A 15,956-nucleotide genomic window follows, 5' to 3' on the forward strand; every position below is an offset into this window, starting at 1 on the left:
AGACCGTCCAGGTGTCGGCGTACCCGGACCACTACGCCCAGTGGGAGACCCAGGCCGCCGAACTGGTCGCCCAGCACTGGAACAGCTGACCCGAGACACCCAAGCTCAGCGTGAGGGCCGGACCCCGTACCCGGGGTCCGGCCCTTCGACGTATGCCCAGGCCAGGTCAGCCGGCCGCAGCCGCCGTCCGGTATCGGGCGGCTAGGTCGGCGGCGCCGACGGTGGTGAGCCGGCCGAACAGGCGCAGCCGGGCCATCCCGCCGTCGGGATGGATGTCCAGCCGGACGTGGCTGACCGGGCGGGGCCGGTCCAGCCGGAAACGGTGCCGGGTGTCCGGCTGCAACGGGGTCAACGGCAGCAGCTCCGGCCAGTCGGTGGAGTCAACGCCGGAGCCGCCGTCGAGGGCCGGATCGGTGCCGGTGAGGTCGGTGCCGAGCAGCCGGGCCGCCGCCGGGGCGTTGCCCTTGAAGTGGCTGGTGTCCAGCTCGACGAACTCGACGACGCCGACGGCACAGAGCCGGACCTGGACCCAGTCGTTGCCGTCGTCGCGGCGGCGGGCGGTCTCCCAGCCCTCGCCCATCGTGCGGGCCGGCCCGGGTAGCAGCAGCTGCTGCGGGGATCCGTAGAACCGGTCGCTGCACGCCTCGACCCGGCCACCGTGCTCGACCGCGGCAAGGTCGAGCACCTCGGTCAGCAGATCCGGGTCGGGCACCGGCTCGCCGTACACCCGCAGCCGGGCGACCCCGCCGTCGGGAAAGATCGTCAACCGTACGTGGGTCTGCCGTGCCGGCACGTCGACCGGGACGACCAGCTGGCTGTCCCCGGCCAGCGCGGTGCGGGGCACCAGCGGGGTCCACCGCGCCGCGGCGAGTTCCTGCGGCCTGGGATAGCCGTCGAGTGAGCAACCGTCCACCGCCGCGTACGGCGGGTAGTTGCCGGTGAAGTGCGCGGTGTCGATCAGCACGGCCCGGACCACCCCCGGGGCACCGAGCCGGACGACGGCGTGGTCCGCGCCGGGTTGGCGACGGCGGCGGGTTTCCCAACCGTCGTACACCTGGCCCTTCGCCCCGAAGGTGCCGGCGGCGAAGACCGGCGGGCGCGGGTCGACCAGGTTGTCGGCGGCGGCGAAGAACTCGTCGTTGGCGGCGACCACTCCCCCGCCGAGGGCGCGGGACGCCAGGTCGGGCAGTCGGGTCGGGTCAGGCCCGTCCGGCGGACCGGGCGGTGGCGTGGATACGTGACTACCGGTCAACGGTCCCCTCTCGCGACAACAGGCGGCCGCGCGGCGCATCCGGGGTGACCGGTGCGCCGCGCAGCCAGGTGGCCCGGACGATGCCGGTCAGGCGTCGTCCGGCGTACGGGGTGATCGGATGACGTTGCCGCAGCCGGCCGGGATCGACGTCGTAGCTCGGCGCCGGGTCGAAGGCGACCAGATCGGCGTCGGCGCCGACGACGAGCCGGCCCTTGGTGGGCAGCCCCACCAGGTCGGCCGGCCCCTGGCACATCCACCGGACCACGTCACCGAGACCGAACCCGCGCCGACGGGCTTCGGTCCAGATTGCCGGCAGCCCCATCTGCACCGAGGCGATACCGCCCCAGGCGGCGGCAAAATCCCCGGTGTCGGGTGCCTTCAGCGCGGGCGGGCAGGGTGAATGGTCGGAGACCACGCACGAGATGGTGCCGTCGGCCAGGGCTGCCCACAGCGCGTCCTGGTTGTCGCGTTGCCGGATCGGCGGACAGCACTTGAACTCGGTGGCCCCGTCCGGGATCTCCTCGGCGGCCAGGGTCAGGTAGTGCGGGCAGGTCTCGGCGCTGACCGGCACCCCGGCCCGCCGGGCAGCGGCCAGCACCGGCACCGCGCCGGCAGCGGACAGGTGCAGGATGTGCAGCCGGGCACCGACCCGGCGGGCGACGTCGATGGCGGCGGTGACCGCCTCGATCTCGGCCGCCGGCGGCCGGCTGGCGAGGAAGTCCCGGTAGCGGGTCGAGGAGGCGGCGGCCATGAGCTGGTCGGGTTGCTCGGCGTGCACCACGAACAGGGCGGGTACGGCCGCCAACGCGGCGGCGAGCTGACCGGTGTCCAGTGGGGGGAACTCCGGCACCCCGGAGTCGGAGAGGAACGCCTTGAACCCGAAGACCCCGGCGGCGTACAGGTCGGGCATCACCTGCTGGTTGCCGGGGACCGCGCCGCCCCAGAAGCCGACGTCGACATGGCACTGCCCGGCGGCGGCCCGCCGTTTGACGGCCAGCGCGGCCGGGTCGACGGTCGGCGGAAGGCTGTTCAACGGCATGTCGACGATGGTGGTGACGCCACCGGAGGCGGCGGCCAGGGTGGCGGTGGAGAATCCTTCCCACTCGGTACGACCGGGTTCGTTGACGTGCACGTGGGTGTCGACGAGTCCGGGCAGCAGCGCGACGTTGCCGAGGTCGCTGTCGACCGTCGCCGGCACGTGTTCCCGATAGTCGGCGACGGCGACGATCCGACCGTCGCCGACGGCGATTGCGGCCGGACGCTCACCGTCGGGCAGCACCGTGCGGCGAGACCGCAGTACCAGATCAACGGGCATGGTCGGTGGGCTCCTCACCGGACGCGGTCGGCAGGTGGGCGGTCGGCCCGGCATCGCGGTCGGCGGTCGGGGCGACCTCGGTGGCGCCCGGACCGGCCAGGGTGGTCAGTACCGTGCGGTCGAAGCCGGCGTCGGCCGGGTCGACAGCGCCGCAGTCCAGCCCGCGCAGCAGGAACCGGGCCAGCGCCCGGGCGGTCGCCGGCTCGTCGAGAATTCCGCCGGACCGGCGGGCGAGGTAGGCGTCGAGCCGCCGGACGGTTTGCTCCCGGCCGGCACGGTAGAAGGCGTAGGTCGCCGCGAACCGGGTCGGCAACTGGTGCGGGTGCAGGTCCCAGCCCTGGTAGAAGCCGCGTTCCAGGGATCTGCGGACCAGATCGGCGTGGCGCTGCCAGGCGGAGCGCACGGTCGCGGTGTCGCCGACCGGCAGGATGTTGGTGGAGCCGTCGCTGAGCGGTACACCGGTGCCGGCGGCGGCCACCTGCATGACGGCTTTCGCGTGGTCGGAACTTGGATGGTCCATACTCAGGTAATCGGCGGCGATGCCGCAGGCGGTTCCGTAGTCGTAGGTGCCGAAGTGGAGTCCGGCACACCGTCCGGCTGACTCACCGATCAGCCGGGCGACGGTCGCGGTGCCGTCGGGAGCGAGAATCGCCGCCGGAGTCTCAATCTGGATCTCGAACCGCAGCGCCCCGTCCACCAGCCCGTACGCCTGCTCCAGCCGGCCGCAGACGTCGACCATCGCGGCGACCTGGGCCGGGTGGCTCACCTTCGGCAGGGTGACCACGAAGCCGTCGGGCGGCCCAGCGCAGGCGTCCAGAAAAAGGTCGAGGCTGCGGACCGCCCGCCGCCGGGTGGCCGCCTCCAGACACTTGATCCGCACCCCGACGCGGGGTGGGCCCACGCCGGCGGCCCGTGCCTCGGTCAACGCACGTGCCGCGGCCCGCAGGTCGGCGTCCTCGGTGGCGTCGTCGCGTACGCCGTACCCGTCCTCGACGTCGATGCGCAGGTCCTCGACCGGCTCGCGGGCCAGTTTGGCGCGTACCCGTCGGTCCAGCTCGACCGGGTACGGTGCCGGCGGATGGGCGTCCAGCGCGGCCAACGCCGCCGCGCCCCAGGTCGGCAACAGGTCGGCGGTGACCCGGTCGGCGGGCACGTACACGGTGTGCACCGGCTGGTGCCCCGACGCCTCGCCCGGATAGCGGACCCGCAGCGCGGCGTCAACGTCGGCGAGCCGGTCGTCCAACGCGGCGTACACCGCCGGATCGAGCCGGGCCATCAGTCGATCAACCGGTACGCCGGCAGGGTCAGGAAGTCGACGTAGTCGGGACCAAGGGCGACCTCCTCGAACAACGCCCGGGCCTGCGGGAACCGACTCGCCGCCCAGTCCGGTTCGGTCAGCGCGGCGCGGATCGCGGCGAGTTCGGCGTCGCCGATGGCCCGGACCAGATCGGCGGTCACCAGGGTGCCGTCGGGCAGCCGTACCCCGTTGCGGATCCACTGCCAGATCTGCGACCGGGAGATCTCGGCGGTGGCCGCGTCCTCCATCAGGTTGTCGATCGCCACCGCGCCGTTGCCGCGCAGCCAGGCCTCCAGGTAGCGCACCGCGACGGCGACGTTCGCACGCAGCCCGGCCTCGGTCACGGCACCGCCGGTGGCGGCGACGTCCAGCAGTTGCGCGGCGGTGACCGACACGTCCGGGCGTTGCCGGTCGAGCTGGTTGGGCCGGTCGCCGAGGACCTCGTCGAACACCTCGCGGCAGGCCGGCACCAGGTCGGGGTGGGCGACCCAGGACCCGTCGAAGCCGTCGGCGGCCTCCCGACGTTTGTCGGCCCGGACCTGGTCGACGGCGCGGGCGGTGACGTCGGCGTCCCGCCGGTTGGGGATGAAGGCCGACATGCCGCCGATCGCCATCGCACCCCGCCGGTGGCAGGTGGCGACCAGCAGTTCGGTGTAGGCGCGCATGAACGGCGCGGTCATCGTGACCGCCGCCCGGTCCGGCAGCACGAACCGCTCGCCGGCGTCGCGGAAGTTCTTGATGATGCTGAAGAGGTAGTCCCACCGACCGGCGTTGAGCCCGGCGGCGTACGGGCCGAGTGCCCACAGGATCTCGTCCATCTCGAACGCCGCGGTGATCGTCTCGATCAGCACGGTGGCCCGGATGCTCCCGGCCGGCAGGCCGAGCGTCTGCTCGACATGGACGAACACGTCATGCCACAGCGCGGCCTCCTCGTGGCTCTCCGTCTTGGCCAGGTAGAGGTAGGGGCCGCTGCCCCGGCGCAGCAGCTCTGCGGCGTTGTGGAACAGGTACAGGCCGGCGTCGACCAGCGCGCCGACGGCCGGCGCACCGTCGAAGACGAGGTGCCGCTCGTCGAGGTGCCAGCCACGGGGCCGGACCACGATCGTCGGGTACGGCCCGGGGCCGAGCCGGTAGGTCTTCGTCTCGGTCCGCAGCTCGATGGTGCGCCGGACGGCGTCGGCGAGGTTGCGTTGCCCGTCGATCACGTTCGCCCAGTGCGGGGTGTTCGCGTCCTCCAAGTCGGCCAGCCAGACCCGGGCACCGGAGTTCAACGCGTTGACGGTCATCTTCCGGTCGGTGGGACCGGTGATCTCCACCCGCCGGTCGGCCAGGTCGGGCGGGGGCGGCGGCACCGTCCAGCTGCCGGCCCGTACCGGCGCGGTGTCGGCCCGGAAGTCCAACCGGCCGGTGCGGGCGCTGTCGGCCCGGCGGCGACCACGGGAGGCGAGCAGCTCGGTCCGCCGGCCGGCGAACCGGCGGTGCAGTCCGGTGAGGAAGGCCACCGCGTCACCGGTCAGCACGTCGCCGGTAGGTGGCAGCGGGTCGACCTGGCTGCGGGGCATCAGAGGTCACTCCTGTTCGATGGGACCGGGGACATCAGGGTCCGGTGCGTACGGGCGGCCTCGCGGGCCAGGTCGGCGGCGTCGGCGGTACGCAGCTCGCCGCGTTCGACGACCCGCCGGCCACCGACCAGCAGCAGCTCCACCGGGGCGGGTGGGCCGAGCACCAGCGCGGCGACCGGGTCGTCGATGCCGGCATGGCCCAGCCCGTCGACCCGCCACAGCGCGATGTCGGCGAGCTTGCCCACCTCCAGCGAGCCGGTCTCGGCCGCCCGGCCCAGGCAACGTGCGCCGCCGATGGTCCCCAGCGCGAGGGCGTCGCGGGCGGTCAGCGCAGCGGGTCCGCCACGCAGCCGGGCGGCGTACAGCGACTGGCGCAGCTCCGCACCGAGGTGGCCGACCTCCTGACTGGCGGCGCCGTCGACGCCCAGGCCGACCGGTACGCCGGCGGCGAGCAGATCGGTCACCCGGGCGGTGCCGGCCCCGAGCCGGGCGTTGGAGCTGGGACAGTGCGCGACGCCGGTGCCGGTGGCGCCGAGCCGGGCCACCGCCGCGTCGTCGAGGTGGACGCCGTGCGCCAGCCACACGTCGTCACCGAGCCAGCCGAGCTGTTCGGCGTACTGCACCGGGGTGCAGCCGTGCGTGGTCCGGCAGTACTCCTCCTCCTCGACGGTCTCGGCGAGGTGGGTGTGCAGCCGGACCCCCCGGCGGCGGGCCAGTTCGGCCGACTCGCGCATCAGCCGGGGGGTGACCGAGAACGGCGAGCAGGGGGCCACGGCGACCCGCAGCATCGAGTCCGGTGCCGGGTCGTGCCAGCGGTCGATCGCCGCCTCAGTAGCGGCCAGCGCGGCGTCGGTGTCCTCCACGGTGGAGTCCGGGGGCAGCCCACCGGCCGAGCGGCCGAGGTCCATCGAACCCCGGCAGGGATGGAACCGCAGCCCGATCCGGCGCGCGGCGGCGATCTCGGCGGCGAACAGGTCACCGCCGTCGCGGGGAAAGACGTAGTGGTGGTCGGTGCTGGTGGTGCAGCCGGACAGCGCCAGCCAGCCGAGGTTGGCCGCGGCGGCGGCGTGCACCGTGTCGGCGTCCAGCCGGGACCAGACCGGGTAGAGGGTGGTCAGCCAGCCGAACAGGTTCTGCTGCTGGGCCAGGCCCCGGGTGGCCCACTGGTAGAGGTGGTGGTGGGTGTTGACCAGACCGGGGGTGGCCAGGCAGCCGGTGGCGTCGATCCGGCGTACCCGGCGCGGATCCCCGCCGGTGAGCGTGTCGAGCAGGCCGGTGGGCACGTCGCCGGGGCCGACGGCGGCGATCCGACCGTCGTCGCCGACGACGAGATGCCCGTCGCGGTGCTCGGTGCCGGCGACGTCGACCGTGGCGACGGCGGCGCCGGTGACGACGATCACCACTGCCCCAGCTCCGGCGGCGCGTCGTCGCGGGTGACGGTGCCCTCGATCAGCCCGTACGGCCGGTCGGCGGCGACGAACACGCTGTTCGGGTTGTCCAGGCCGAACGGGCTCAGGTCGACCAGCAGGTGGTGCTTGTTCGGCAGGGCCAGCCGCACCTCCACCACGTCGGGCCGGTCGGTCAGCACCCGCTCACCCATCGCGTACAGCGTCTGCTGCAGGGACCGGCTGTAGGTGCCGACGAACGCGTCGACCAGCGCCTGGCGTACCGCTGCGTGGGCGGCGTCGAAGCCGCCGGGCGGCGCGGTGCCGGCGTAGCGCCACCGGGCGTCCACGGCAGTGGCGAGAATCCGGTCGGCGGTCTCCGGCAGGGTGGTGTACGGGTCAACGACGTAGCCCCGGAATTCCGAGTCGGTGGAGTTGAGCAGGACCAGGTCGGACAGGCCGGCGATCACCTCCGCCCGGTCGCCGTCGTAGCGGACCGTGGCGGTCCGGGTGGACCCGCCGTCGCGTTCGAACGAGTGCGGCCCGAGCCGTCGCCAGTCGTACTGTTCGATGTCGACGCGGGCCCGGGTGATGTCGGGCTGGCTGTCCACGAAGTGCCGGGCCAGCAGCAGGCCGAAGTCCTCGGCGCTGGCGATACCGTGGCGACGGGCGAACGCGTACACCGTGTTCTTCTGCGTGTCGGTCGGCAGCACCTGGCTGTTGTCGCCGGTGAGGTGGGTGGCGGCGAGGTCACCGGCGAGCGCGACGGAGACGTTGAGGTCGCGCAGGGTGTGCCGGTCGCCGTCGCGGTCCACCCGGACCACCCGGGTCTGTGCCTTGCCGTACCGGTTCGGCCCCAGAACGATTCCCATCCGGTCAGCTCCCTCGGTAGGTGGTGTAGCCGTACGGGCTCAGCAGCAGCGGTACGTGGTGGTGGCGGGCGGCGTCGCGAACGGTGAACACCACCGGGATCTCGGTGTAGAAGGCGTCCGCCCCGAGTCGGTCGGCCACGTCGAACACCAGCCGGTACGTCCCGGCTGCCCAGCCGGCGCCCGGCACCCAGTCCCGCAGCCGGCCGTCGGCGTCGGTGTGTCCGGTGGCGACGGTGCGCCAGCCGCCCTCCGGGTCGGCGGCGTCGAGTCGCACGGTGATACCGGTCGCCGGGGTGCCGGTGGTGGTGTCCAGCACGTGGCTGGACAGCGGCGCCGGCGCGGCCATGTCGTCGACCAGCCGGCCCAGGCGCAGCGCGGCGATGTCGCCGAGCTCGGTGCGGACCACGCCCTGCTCGGTGTCCGGGTCGTGGTGCAGCCGCTGCCGGGCGGCGGCCACCAGTTCGGCGGCGCCACGGCCGTTCGCGAAGATCAGGAAGCGGTACCCGAACCGCTGCTCGTAGGCGTCGTTGACCTCAGCCAGTTCGGTCGCGACGCCGGGGCCGGAAGCGACGGTGCCGGGGCCGGGGCCGGGGCCGGGGCCGGAAGCGACCGTGCCGGAAGCGGCCGTCGCCGCCGCCTGCTCGCGACGGGACCACTCCGCGTCCCGGCCGGTGCCGGTGGGCGGCCGACCGATCCGCGGGTGGGCGGCGACCGCGTCGGCCACCTCCGGCCAGGGCAGCGCACCGACCTGCGCCCTCGCGGCGGCGGTCAGCGCCGCCTGGTCGGCGTACGGCCGGCCGGCCGTCACGGCGGCGGCCCAGCCGGGCGCGGCGCAGCAGCTGAGCAGCAGTTCCCGCACGTCATCGGCGGGCAGCGTGTTGAACACGTCGAGTCCGCGGTCCAATCCGGTCCCCTTTCGCTGGGCAGCAGCAGTCAAGCAGTTGCGGCGAGCCGGCCGATAGCGGCGCAGGAACCAAAGACGAAACATCGTCACCGTACGGTTTTTGGAGGTTCATCCAATCACCGTGACCGGAGGCGACCCCTGTGCTGCTGGCCGACGTGCTCGACAAGGCCCATCTGAAGCTGGTGCCGCTGACCGGCGACGACGGTCGGGACCGCACCGTCGGCCGGGTCAACGTCATCGACCTGCCCGACCCGGGCCGCTACGTGGCCACCGCAGACCTGGTGCTCACCGGCCTTATGTGGCACCGGGGGCCGGCCGATTCCGAGGTCTTCGTCGCGGCGCTGGCCGCCGCCGGGGTGACCGCGCTGGGCGCGGGTGAGGCGCTGCACGGCAGCGTGCCCCGCGATCTGGTCGCCGCCTGCCGCCGGCACCGGCTACCGCTGTTCGAGGTGCCCGCCGACGTGTCGTTCCGCGACATCATCGACGACGTTCACCCGACCCTGTGGGCGCAGCGGGCCAGCTCGCTGGCGGCGGTGCTGGGCCGGCAGCGCGGACTGGTCGCCGCGATGGCCGCCGGCGCCCGGCTGACCGATCTGCTGCCGACCGTCGCAGCGGCGATCGACACCGACTGCTGGACGTTGACCACCAGCGGCCGGGTGGTGGCCGGAACGGCCGAGCTGGCCGATCCGGTCGCCGACGCGCTGAGCCGCGCCTTCCTGACCGCGCGGCGGCTGCCCGCGACGGTGACGGTCGATGGTGCGCGGTTCTCCGTGTTCGGGGTGCCCGGCCGGGCCGAGCACCGGCTGGCTGCCTGGATGGTGGCCTGCCGTGGCGCGCTCGACACGCTGCCCGGCACGGTCGACGAACTGACCAGCGTGGTGGCGCTGGAACGGGCGCACCTGGACGAGGCCGCCCGGGTGGAGGCACGGTTAGCCGGTCAGCTGCGCACGGCACTACGGGCGCCGGGGGACCTCGCCGGGCTGCGGGCCGCGCTGCTGGCCGCCCGGCTCGACCCGGACGCCACGTTCGTCGCGGTCGCCGCCACGCTGGACGGGATGCGCGCACCGGCGACGCTGACCGTCGCCGTGGTCGACGAGTTCCTCAGCCGGCTGGCACCCGACCGGGCAGTCGCCGTCCTCGAACCCGACCTGCCCTCGGGGGCGCTCGCCGTGCTGGCGCTGGCTCCGCAGGGCGCCGGCACCATAGGTTCGGCGCTGGTCGCCGCCGCCGACCGGATGGCGCCAGGGCTGCGCGGCGGCCGGCTCATCATGGGTGTCTCCGCCGCCGGCGTGGGTGCCGCCGGGCTGGGCGGGGCGGTCGAGGAGGCGCTGCACGCGCATCGATCCGCCACCGGCACCGCGACCGGCCCGGTCAGTGTGGTGGCCGCCGGTGACCTCGCGTCGCATTCGCTGCTGCTGGCCGGGGTGCCGGCCGGCACCCGGCAGGGGTTCCGCGGCCGGCTGCTAGGGCCGGTCGAGGAGTACGACCGGGCGCACCATGCCGACCTGCTGCGTACGCTGTCGGCATTTCTCGACTGCGACGGATCGTGGAGCCGCTGCGCGCAACGGCTACATGTGCACGTCAACACGTTGCGGTACCGGATCGGTCGGATAGAGCAGTTGACCGGCCGGGACCTCGGCCGGTTCGAGGACCGGGTGGACTTCTTCCTGGCGTTGCGGCTCACCGCCAGCTGACCCGTGCGCCGCAGGCCCGTACTCCGTCGGATGGATCGAGCCCCGGCCGCCGGTCAGCCGTCCGCCGTCGCGGCCGCTGCGGGCCGCGACGATCTCGGCGGCGATGCTGACCGCGGTCTCCTCCGGGGTCACCGCCCCCAGGTCCAGCCCGATCGGCGCGGACAGCCGGGTCAGCACAGCCGGCGGCACCCCGACGGCACGCAGCCGGGCCGCCCGGTCGGCGGCGCTGCGCCGGGACCCCATCGCCCCGAGGTAGGCCAGCGGCAGGTCGAGCGCGGTCCGCAGCAGCGGTACGTCGAACTTCGGATCGTGGGTGAGTACGCAGAGCACCGTACGCGGGTCGACCCGACCGGCGGCGGCCTCGACGCTCAGATAACGGTGCGGCCAGTCGACGACCACGTCGTCGGCGTCCGGGAACCGCTGCCGGGTGGTGAAGACCGCCCGGGCGTCGCAGACCGTCACTCGGTAGCCGAGGAACCGGCCCTGCCGGGCCAGCGCGGCGGTGAACTCGGTCGCCCCGCAGATGATCATCCGGGGCGGTGGCAGGATGGCGAGGACCAGCAGGGTGGTGCCGGCGGCAGGCTGGGCGAGCGTGGTGCGCCCGGTGTCCAGCGCCGGGCGGGCGACCCGGACCGCCGCCGCGTCCAGCGTCGGCCCGCCGAGCGAACCCCACTGACCTTCGGCGTCGACGAGCAGCCAACAGCCCTGGCTGACTGGCGGCCCGGTGAGGCAGATGACGACCGCGACCGGGCGGGCGGCCCGGGTCGCCGCATGCAGCCGCTCCAGCTGCGGCACGCTGTCGCGGTCCACCCGCTGCACGTACACCTCGATGGTGCCGCCGCAGGTGAGACCGGGGTCGAAGAGCTCGTCGCCGGTGTCGCCGAAGCGCGCCAGCCGCCCCTCGCCGGTCTCCAGCACGGTACGGCACAGCTGGTAGATGGCGGCCTCGACGCAGCCGGCCGAGACGCTTCCGGTGACCGTACCGTCCGGGGCCACGAGCATGCTGGTGCCCGGTGGCCGGGGTGCGCTACCGGCGGTGGCGGTCACCGTCGCGACGGCCACCTGCTCACCGGCATACCACCAGCGCATCGCCTCGTCGAGGACCGGCCCGATCATCCGGTCGCCACCGTCCGGGCCGATGCACCGCCGGACCCGCCGCCCTCGATGAGCCGGTCGAGGTCGGCGAACCGGTCGGGCTCCGGGAACCGGGCCGGGCCGGCGAACCGGTCGGGGTCCGGGAACCGGGCCAGGTCACCGGGCCGGTCCAGGTCGGTCGGGTCGGCCACGTCGCCGCACGGCACCAGACGCAGCTGGTCGGGGTGGGCCCGCAGATAGTCGCGGGCGCCGGTGTCACCGGTCGCCGACGCCGCCACCGCCGTCCAGTGTGCCCGACCAAGCACCACGGGATGCCCCGGCCGCCCGTCGACGTAGCTGGCCGCAGCCAGCGTCCGCCGATCGGCGCCGGCCGCCACCCGGCGGACCGCCGCTGGACCGATCCCCGGCATGTCGACCAGCAGGACGGCCGCAGCGTCCGCCGGGCTGGTGCCCACCGCCGCCAGGCCGACCCGCAACGACGAGCCCATCCCGGTGGCCCAGTCCGGGTTGACCGCCGGCACGGCACCGGCCAGGTCGGCACTGGTGCACACCGCGTCGGCCGCCGCGCCGAGCACCACGATCACCGGCCGGCAGCCGGCCGAGCGCAGCGTCTCGACGGCCCGGGACACCAACAGGGTCCCGTTGAGACGGACCAGCGCCTTGGGCCGACCGTAGCGGTGGCCGGCGCCGGCGGCGAGGACGATTCCGGCAAGCACCCGTCAACGATGGGCAGCGGCTGATCACCCGGTCAAGGCACCCGGGTACGCCTTGTAGCTTCGTCCAACCACCCGGCTGATCGGCGGGTCGGGATTGTGTTTCGCCGTCATTGTCCGGGCCGACGGCGGCGACGGACGATGCGGACCGTGGATCTGCATACCGTCTCCGACGTGATCGACGCCGACGCCGACGCCTGGCGCCCCGGTGACCGCTGGCTCGCCGGCGGCAGCTACCTGTTCTCGCAACCTCAGCCCGGGGTGCGCCGGCTGCGTGACCTGACCCGGCTGCGCTGGCCGTCGATCCGGATCGATTACGACGGGCTGGAGATCGCCGCTACCTGCACCGTCGCCGAGCTCGCCCGGTTCGCCCCGCCGCCCGGCTGGAACCGGGTGACGGCGCTGGTCGCCGGCTGCTGCGACGCGTTCCTCGCCTCCCGCAAGATTTGGAACGTGGCAACCGTCGGCGGCAACATCTGTGCGGCGCTGCCGGCCGGTCCGATGACGTCGCTGGCGGTGGCGACCCGGGCCGAGTACCTGCTCACCGACCTGACCTGCGGGCAGCGCCGGGTGCCCGCCGACGGATTCATCCGCGACGTCGGTGCAACAGTGCTCGACACCGGCGAGTACCTGCGCAGCGTCCGGCTGCCGGCAGCCGCCGCTCGAGCCCGGTACGCGATGCGCCGGGCGTCGCATTTCCGGCACGGCCGGTCGGCGGCGCTGGTCATCGGCTCGGTCGACCAGGACACCGGCGGGTGGACGATGTCGGTGACCGCAGCCACCCGCCGCCCGGTGGTGCTGTCGCTGCCGGCCGCACCGACCGGGTCCGAACTGCTGGACCGGGTCGACGCCGGATGCGCCGCCGCCGGCTGGGTCGACGACGTGCACGGCCTGCCGCGCTGGCGGCGGCACCGCACGCTGCGGATGGCCGACCAGGTCCGGGCCGAACTGGCCGCGGCCGGCACCGACGGCGAGGACGGCCGGTGAACGTCGTGGTGAACGGCACCGCCGCCGTCGGGGAACCGGCCGCCGGCCAGTGCCTGCGCACGTTCCTACGCGACCAGGGCTGGTACGGCGTGAAGAAGGGCTGCGACGCCGGGGACTGCGGGGCGTGCACCGTACACGTCGACGGAGTCCCGGTACACAGCTGTGTCTACCCGGCGGTACGGGCCGAGGGCCGGTCGGTGACCACGGTCGAAGGACTGGCCGACGGCGACACGCTGCACCCGGTGCAGCAGCGGTTTCTCGACGCGCAGGGATTCCAGTGCGGGTTCTGCACCGCCGGGCTGGTGATGACGGTGGCCGCGCTCGACGAGACCCAGCGCGCCGACCTGCCGCGCGCGCTGAAGGGCAACCTGTGCCGGTGCACCGGCTACCGGGCGGTCCGCGACGCGCTCGACGGGGTACGGCACGTGACCGGCACCGCCGACGGCACCCCCGGCGGCGGCCCTGGCTGCCCGGCGGTCGGCGGCAACGTGGCCGCCCCGGCCGCCCGGCAGATCGTCACCGGCACCGCCCGGTTCACCTTCGACGTCGATGTTCCCGGGCTGGCCCACCTGAAGTTGGTCCGCTCGACGGTGCCGCACGCCCGGATCGTCGACGTCGACACCGACGACGCGGTGCGGGTACCCGGGGTCCTGGCGGTACTCACCCACCACGACTGCCCCGACCTGCGGTACTCCACCGCCCAGCACGAGAACCCGCGCGAGGACCCGGCTGACACCCGGCTCCTTGACGACGTGGTCCGCTTCGTCGGGCAGCGGGTGGCGGCGGTGGTCGCCGAGACCGAGGCGGCCGCCGAGACGGCCGCCAACCTGGTCCGGGTCAGCTATCAGCCGCTGCCGGCGGTGTTCGACCCGGCGGCGGCGATGCTCCCGGGCGCGCCCGTCCTGCACGACCTGGATCCGGCGGTCAGCGGCATCGCCCGGCCAGTGGACAACGTGGCCGGTGAGGTGCACGGTGAGATCGGCGACGTCGACCGGGCGCTGGCCGACGCCGACGAGGTCTTCACCGCGACGTTTCGTACCCAACGGGTGCAGCACGCCCACCTGGAGACGCACGGAGCGATCGCCTGGCCGGAGCCGGACGGCGGACTGACCGTGCGGTCCAGCACCCAGACGCCGTACCTGACCCGACGGGCGCTGGCCCGGCTGTTCGGCCTGCCAACCGAGAAGGTCCGGGTGGTCGCCGGCCGGGTCGGCGGCGGGTTCGGCGGCAAGCAGGAGATGCTCGTCGAGGACGTGGCGGCGCTGGCCGCGCTGCGCACCGGACGACCGGTGAAACTGGAGTTCACCAGGGCCGAACAGTTCACCGCGGCGACCACCCGGCATCCGTTCGACACCCGGGTGACGGTGGCGGGGTGCCGCGACGGCACGCTGACCGCGATCCGGCTGCACGTGGTCGCGGACACCGGCGCGTACGGCAACCACGGCCCGGCGGTGCTGGCGCACGGCTGCAGCGAGTCGGTGGCCCTCTACCGGTGTGCGAACAAGCAGGTCGACGGTTGGTCGGTCTACACCAACACGGTGCCGGCCGGCGCGTTCCGCGGCTACGGACTGGGTCAGGTGTCGTTCGCGGTGGAGTCCGCCGTGGACGAGCTCGCCCGCCGGCTCGGGTTCGATCCGGTCGCGTTCCGCGCCCGCAACGTGATCGGCCCGCAGGATCCGCTGGTCACCCCGGTCGGGCACGACGACACCGTACGGGTGCACAGCTACGGCCTGGACCAGTGCCTGGAGCTGATTCAGCGGGCCCGGACCGAGATCCGGCAGGAGGACGTTGCAGCCGGCTGGCTGGTCGGCGACGGCATGGCGGTGGCGATGATCGCCACCGGACCACCGGGCGGTCACCACGGCCGGGCCCGCGTCACCCTCGACGCCGACGGCGGCTACCAGTTGGACATCGGGATGGCCGAGTTCGGCAACGGGTCGACCACCGTGCACCGGCAGTTGGTCGCCGACGCGCTGGCCACCACCGTGGACCGGATACGGATCCGGCAGTCGGACACCGCGCTGGTCGGTCACGACACGGGGGCGTTCGCCTCGACCGGCACCGTGGTGGCCGGCGCCGCCGCCCAGCGCGCCGCGGTCGCACTGCGGGACGTGCTGGTCGACGCCGCCGCGCGGGCGACCGGCGTCGACCCGCGGGAGTGCCGGGTGGACGCGACAACGGTGCGGTGCGCCGGCCGGCTGATCGATCTGGTCGATTTGGCCCGGGCCGCAGCGACGGCCGGCCGGCCGCTCACCGCCGAGGGGCACGCCGACGGAGCGCACCGCTCGGTGGCCTTCGACGCGCACTGGTTCCGGGTAGCGGTCGACCCGGACACCGGGGAGATCCGAATCCTGCGCAGCGTGCACAGCGCGGACGCCGGCACGGTGCTCAACCCGATGCAGTGCCGGGGGCAGGTGGAAGGTGGGGTGGCGCAGGCTCTCGGTGCCGCCCTCACTGAACATGTGGACATCGACGACCAGGGTCGGGTCACCACCGACGATTTCCGCAGCTACCACCTGCCGACCTATGCCGACGTGCCGCTCACCGAGGTGCTGTTCGCCCGAACCAGCGATCCGCTCGGGCCGGCGGGCGCGAAGTCGATGAGTGAGAGCCCGTTCAATCCGGTGGCCGCCGCGCTGGCGAACGCGCTGCGGGACGCGACCGGAGTCCGCTTCACCGATCTGCCGTTCACCTCCGACCGGGTGTGGGACCGGCTGCAGCACGGCCGGGCCGACGGCGAGTGATGACATCGGCGAGTAACGACTGAAGGAAGAATAGATTCGCATGGTGGCTGTTTCGTTGGCGGAGATCGTTCGGGCGCCGAAGGTGCTGCTGCATGACCATCTGGATGGTGGTTTGCGGCCGGCGACGGTGGTGGAG

General features: G+C 73.8%; 11 protein-coding genes and 1 pseudogene. 3 read left to right on the forward strand and 9 right to left on the reverse strand.

The genetic code is table 11. The annotated features are described in order from the left end of the window. Positions 1-166: 166 nt before the first annotated feature. From alc to uraH, 7 genes are read right to left on the reverse strand one after another with little or no spacing between them, the layout of a single operon-like run. Positions 167-1,252: an allantoicase gene (gene alc / locus ACFHWU_RS27200; RefSeq protein ID WP_416557470.1), complete on the reverse strand. Its 1,086-nt coding sequence runs from the start codon at positions 1,250-1,252 to the stop codon at positions 167-169. Further along, positions 1,242-2,567 carry an allantoinase AllB gene (allB, locus tag ACFHWU_RS27205; protein WP_416592034.1) on the reverse strand — a complete coding sequence of 442 codons (1,326 nt, stop codon included), beginning with the start codon at positions 2,565-2,567 and terminating at the stop codon, positions 1,242-1,244. Before allB ends, alc begins: the two co-directional genes overlap by 11 nt. Further along, positions 2,557-3,843 (reverse strand): DUF6986 family protein, encoded by a 1,287-nt coding sequence (locus tag ACFHWU_RS27210; protein ID WP_416557472.1) that lies wholly within the window; start codon positions 3,841-3,843, stop codon positions 2,557-2,559. Before ACFHWU_RS27210 ends, allB begins: the two co-directional genes overlap by 11 nt. Then, a complete protein-coding gene (aceB, locus tag ACFHWU_RS27215; RefSeq protein WP_416592035.1) occupies positions 3,843-5,426 on the reverse strand; it encodes a malate synthase A in 1,584 nt (527 codons plus the stop codon). The genes ACFHWU_RS27210 and aceB overlap by 1 nt, the downstream gene beginning before the upstream one ends. Continuing rightward, positions 5,426-6,826, reverse strand: a complete 1,401-nt coding sequence (locus ACFHWU_RS27220) for an 8-oxoguanine deaminase (protein WP_416557474.1) — start codon at positions 6,824-6,826, stop codon at positions 5,426-5,428. Before ACFHWU_RS27220 ends, aceB begins: the two co-directional genes overlap by 1 nt. Next, a complete protein-coding gene (pucL, locus tag ACFHWU_RS27225) occupies positions 6,823-7,683 on the reverse strand; it encodes a factor-independent urate hydroxylase (RefSeq protein ID WP_416557475.1) in 861 nt (286 codons plus the stop codon). Before pucL ends, ACFHWU_RS27220 begins: the two co-directional genes overlap by 4 nt. A gap of 4 nt (positions 7,684-7,687) precedes the next feature. Beyond that, positions 7,688-8,587 carry a hydroxyisourate hydrolase gene (uraH, locus tag ACFHWU_RS27230; RefSeq protein ID WP_416592036.1) on the reverse strand — a complete coding sequence of 300 codons (900 nt, stop codon included), beginning with the start codon at positions 8,585-8,587 and terminating at the stop codon, positions 7,688-7,690. 155 nt (positions 8,588-8,742) lie between these two features. On the opposite strand from uraH, the pseudogene ACFHWU_RS27235 reads away from it, so the two are divergent. Further along, positions 8,743-10,209: pseudogene (locus ACFHWU_RS27235) on the forward strand (PucR family transcriptional regulator); the annotation flags it as partial. On the opposite strand, the gene ACFHWU_RS27240 reads toward ACFHWU_RS27235, so the two are convergent. Together ACFHWU_RS27240 and ACFHWU_RS27245 are read right to left on the reverse strand one after the other, a co-directional pair. After that, entirely contained in the window at positions 10,156-11,397 is a 1,242-nt protein-coding gene (locus ACFHWU_RS27240; protein WP_416592037.1) for an XdhC family protein, read from the reverse strand. The pseudogene ACFHWU_RS27235 and the gene ACFHWU_RS27240 sit on opposite strands and share 54 nt — an antisense overlap. Continuing rightward, complete coding sequence (locus tag ACFHWU_RS27245) at positions 11,394-12,092, reverse strand: nucleotidyltransferase family protein (protein ID WP_416557478.1); 699 nt, start codon at positions 12,090-12,092, stop codon at positions 11,394-11,396. The genes ACFHWU_RS27240 and ACFHWU_RS27245 overlap by 4 nt, the downstream gene beginning before the upstream one ends. 147 nt (positions 12,093-12,239) lie before the next feature. On the opposite strand from ACFHWU_RS27245, the gene ACFHWU_RS27250 reads away from it, so the two are divergent. Both ACFHWU_RS27250 and ACFHWU_RS27255 read left to right on the forward strand, forming a co-directional pair. Continuing rightward, complete coding sequence (locus ACFHWU_RS27250) at positions 12,240-13,076, forward strand: FAD binding domain-containing protein (RefSeq protein ID WP_416592038.1); 837 nt, start codon at positions 12,240-12,242, stop codon at positions 13,074-13,076. Further along, positions 13,073-15,820 (forward strand): molybdopterin-dependent oxidoreductase, encoded by a 2,748-nt coding sequence (locus tag ACFHWU_RS27255; RefSeq protein WP_416592039.1) that lies wholly within the window; start codon positions 13,073-13,075, stop codon positions 15,818-15,820. Before ACFHWU_RS27250 ends, ACFHWU_RS27255 begins: the two co-directional genes overlap by 4 nt. Positions 15,821-15,956: the final 136 nt, after the last annotated feature.

Origin of the sequence: Micromonospora sp. LOL_015, from assembly GCF_048060275.1 — a bacterium.
Classification (GTDB): domain Bacteria; phylum Actinomycetota; class Actinomycetes; order Mycobacteriales; family Micromonosporaceae; genus Micromonospora_E.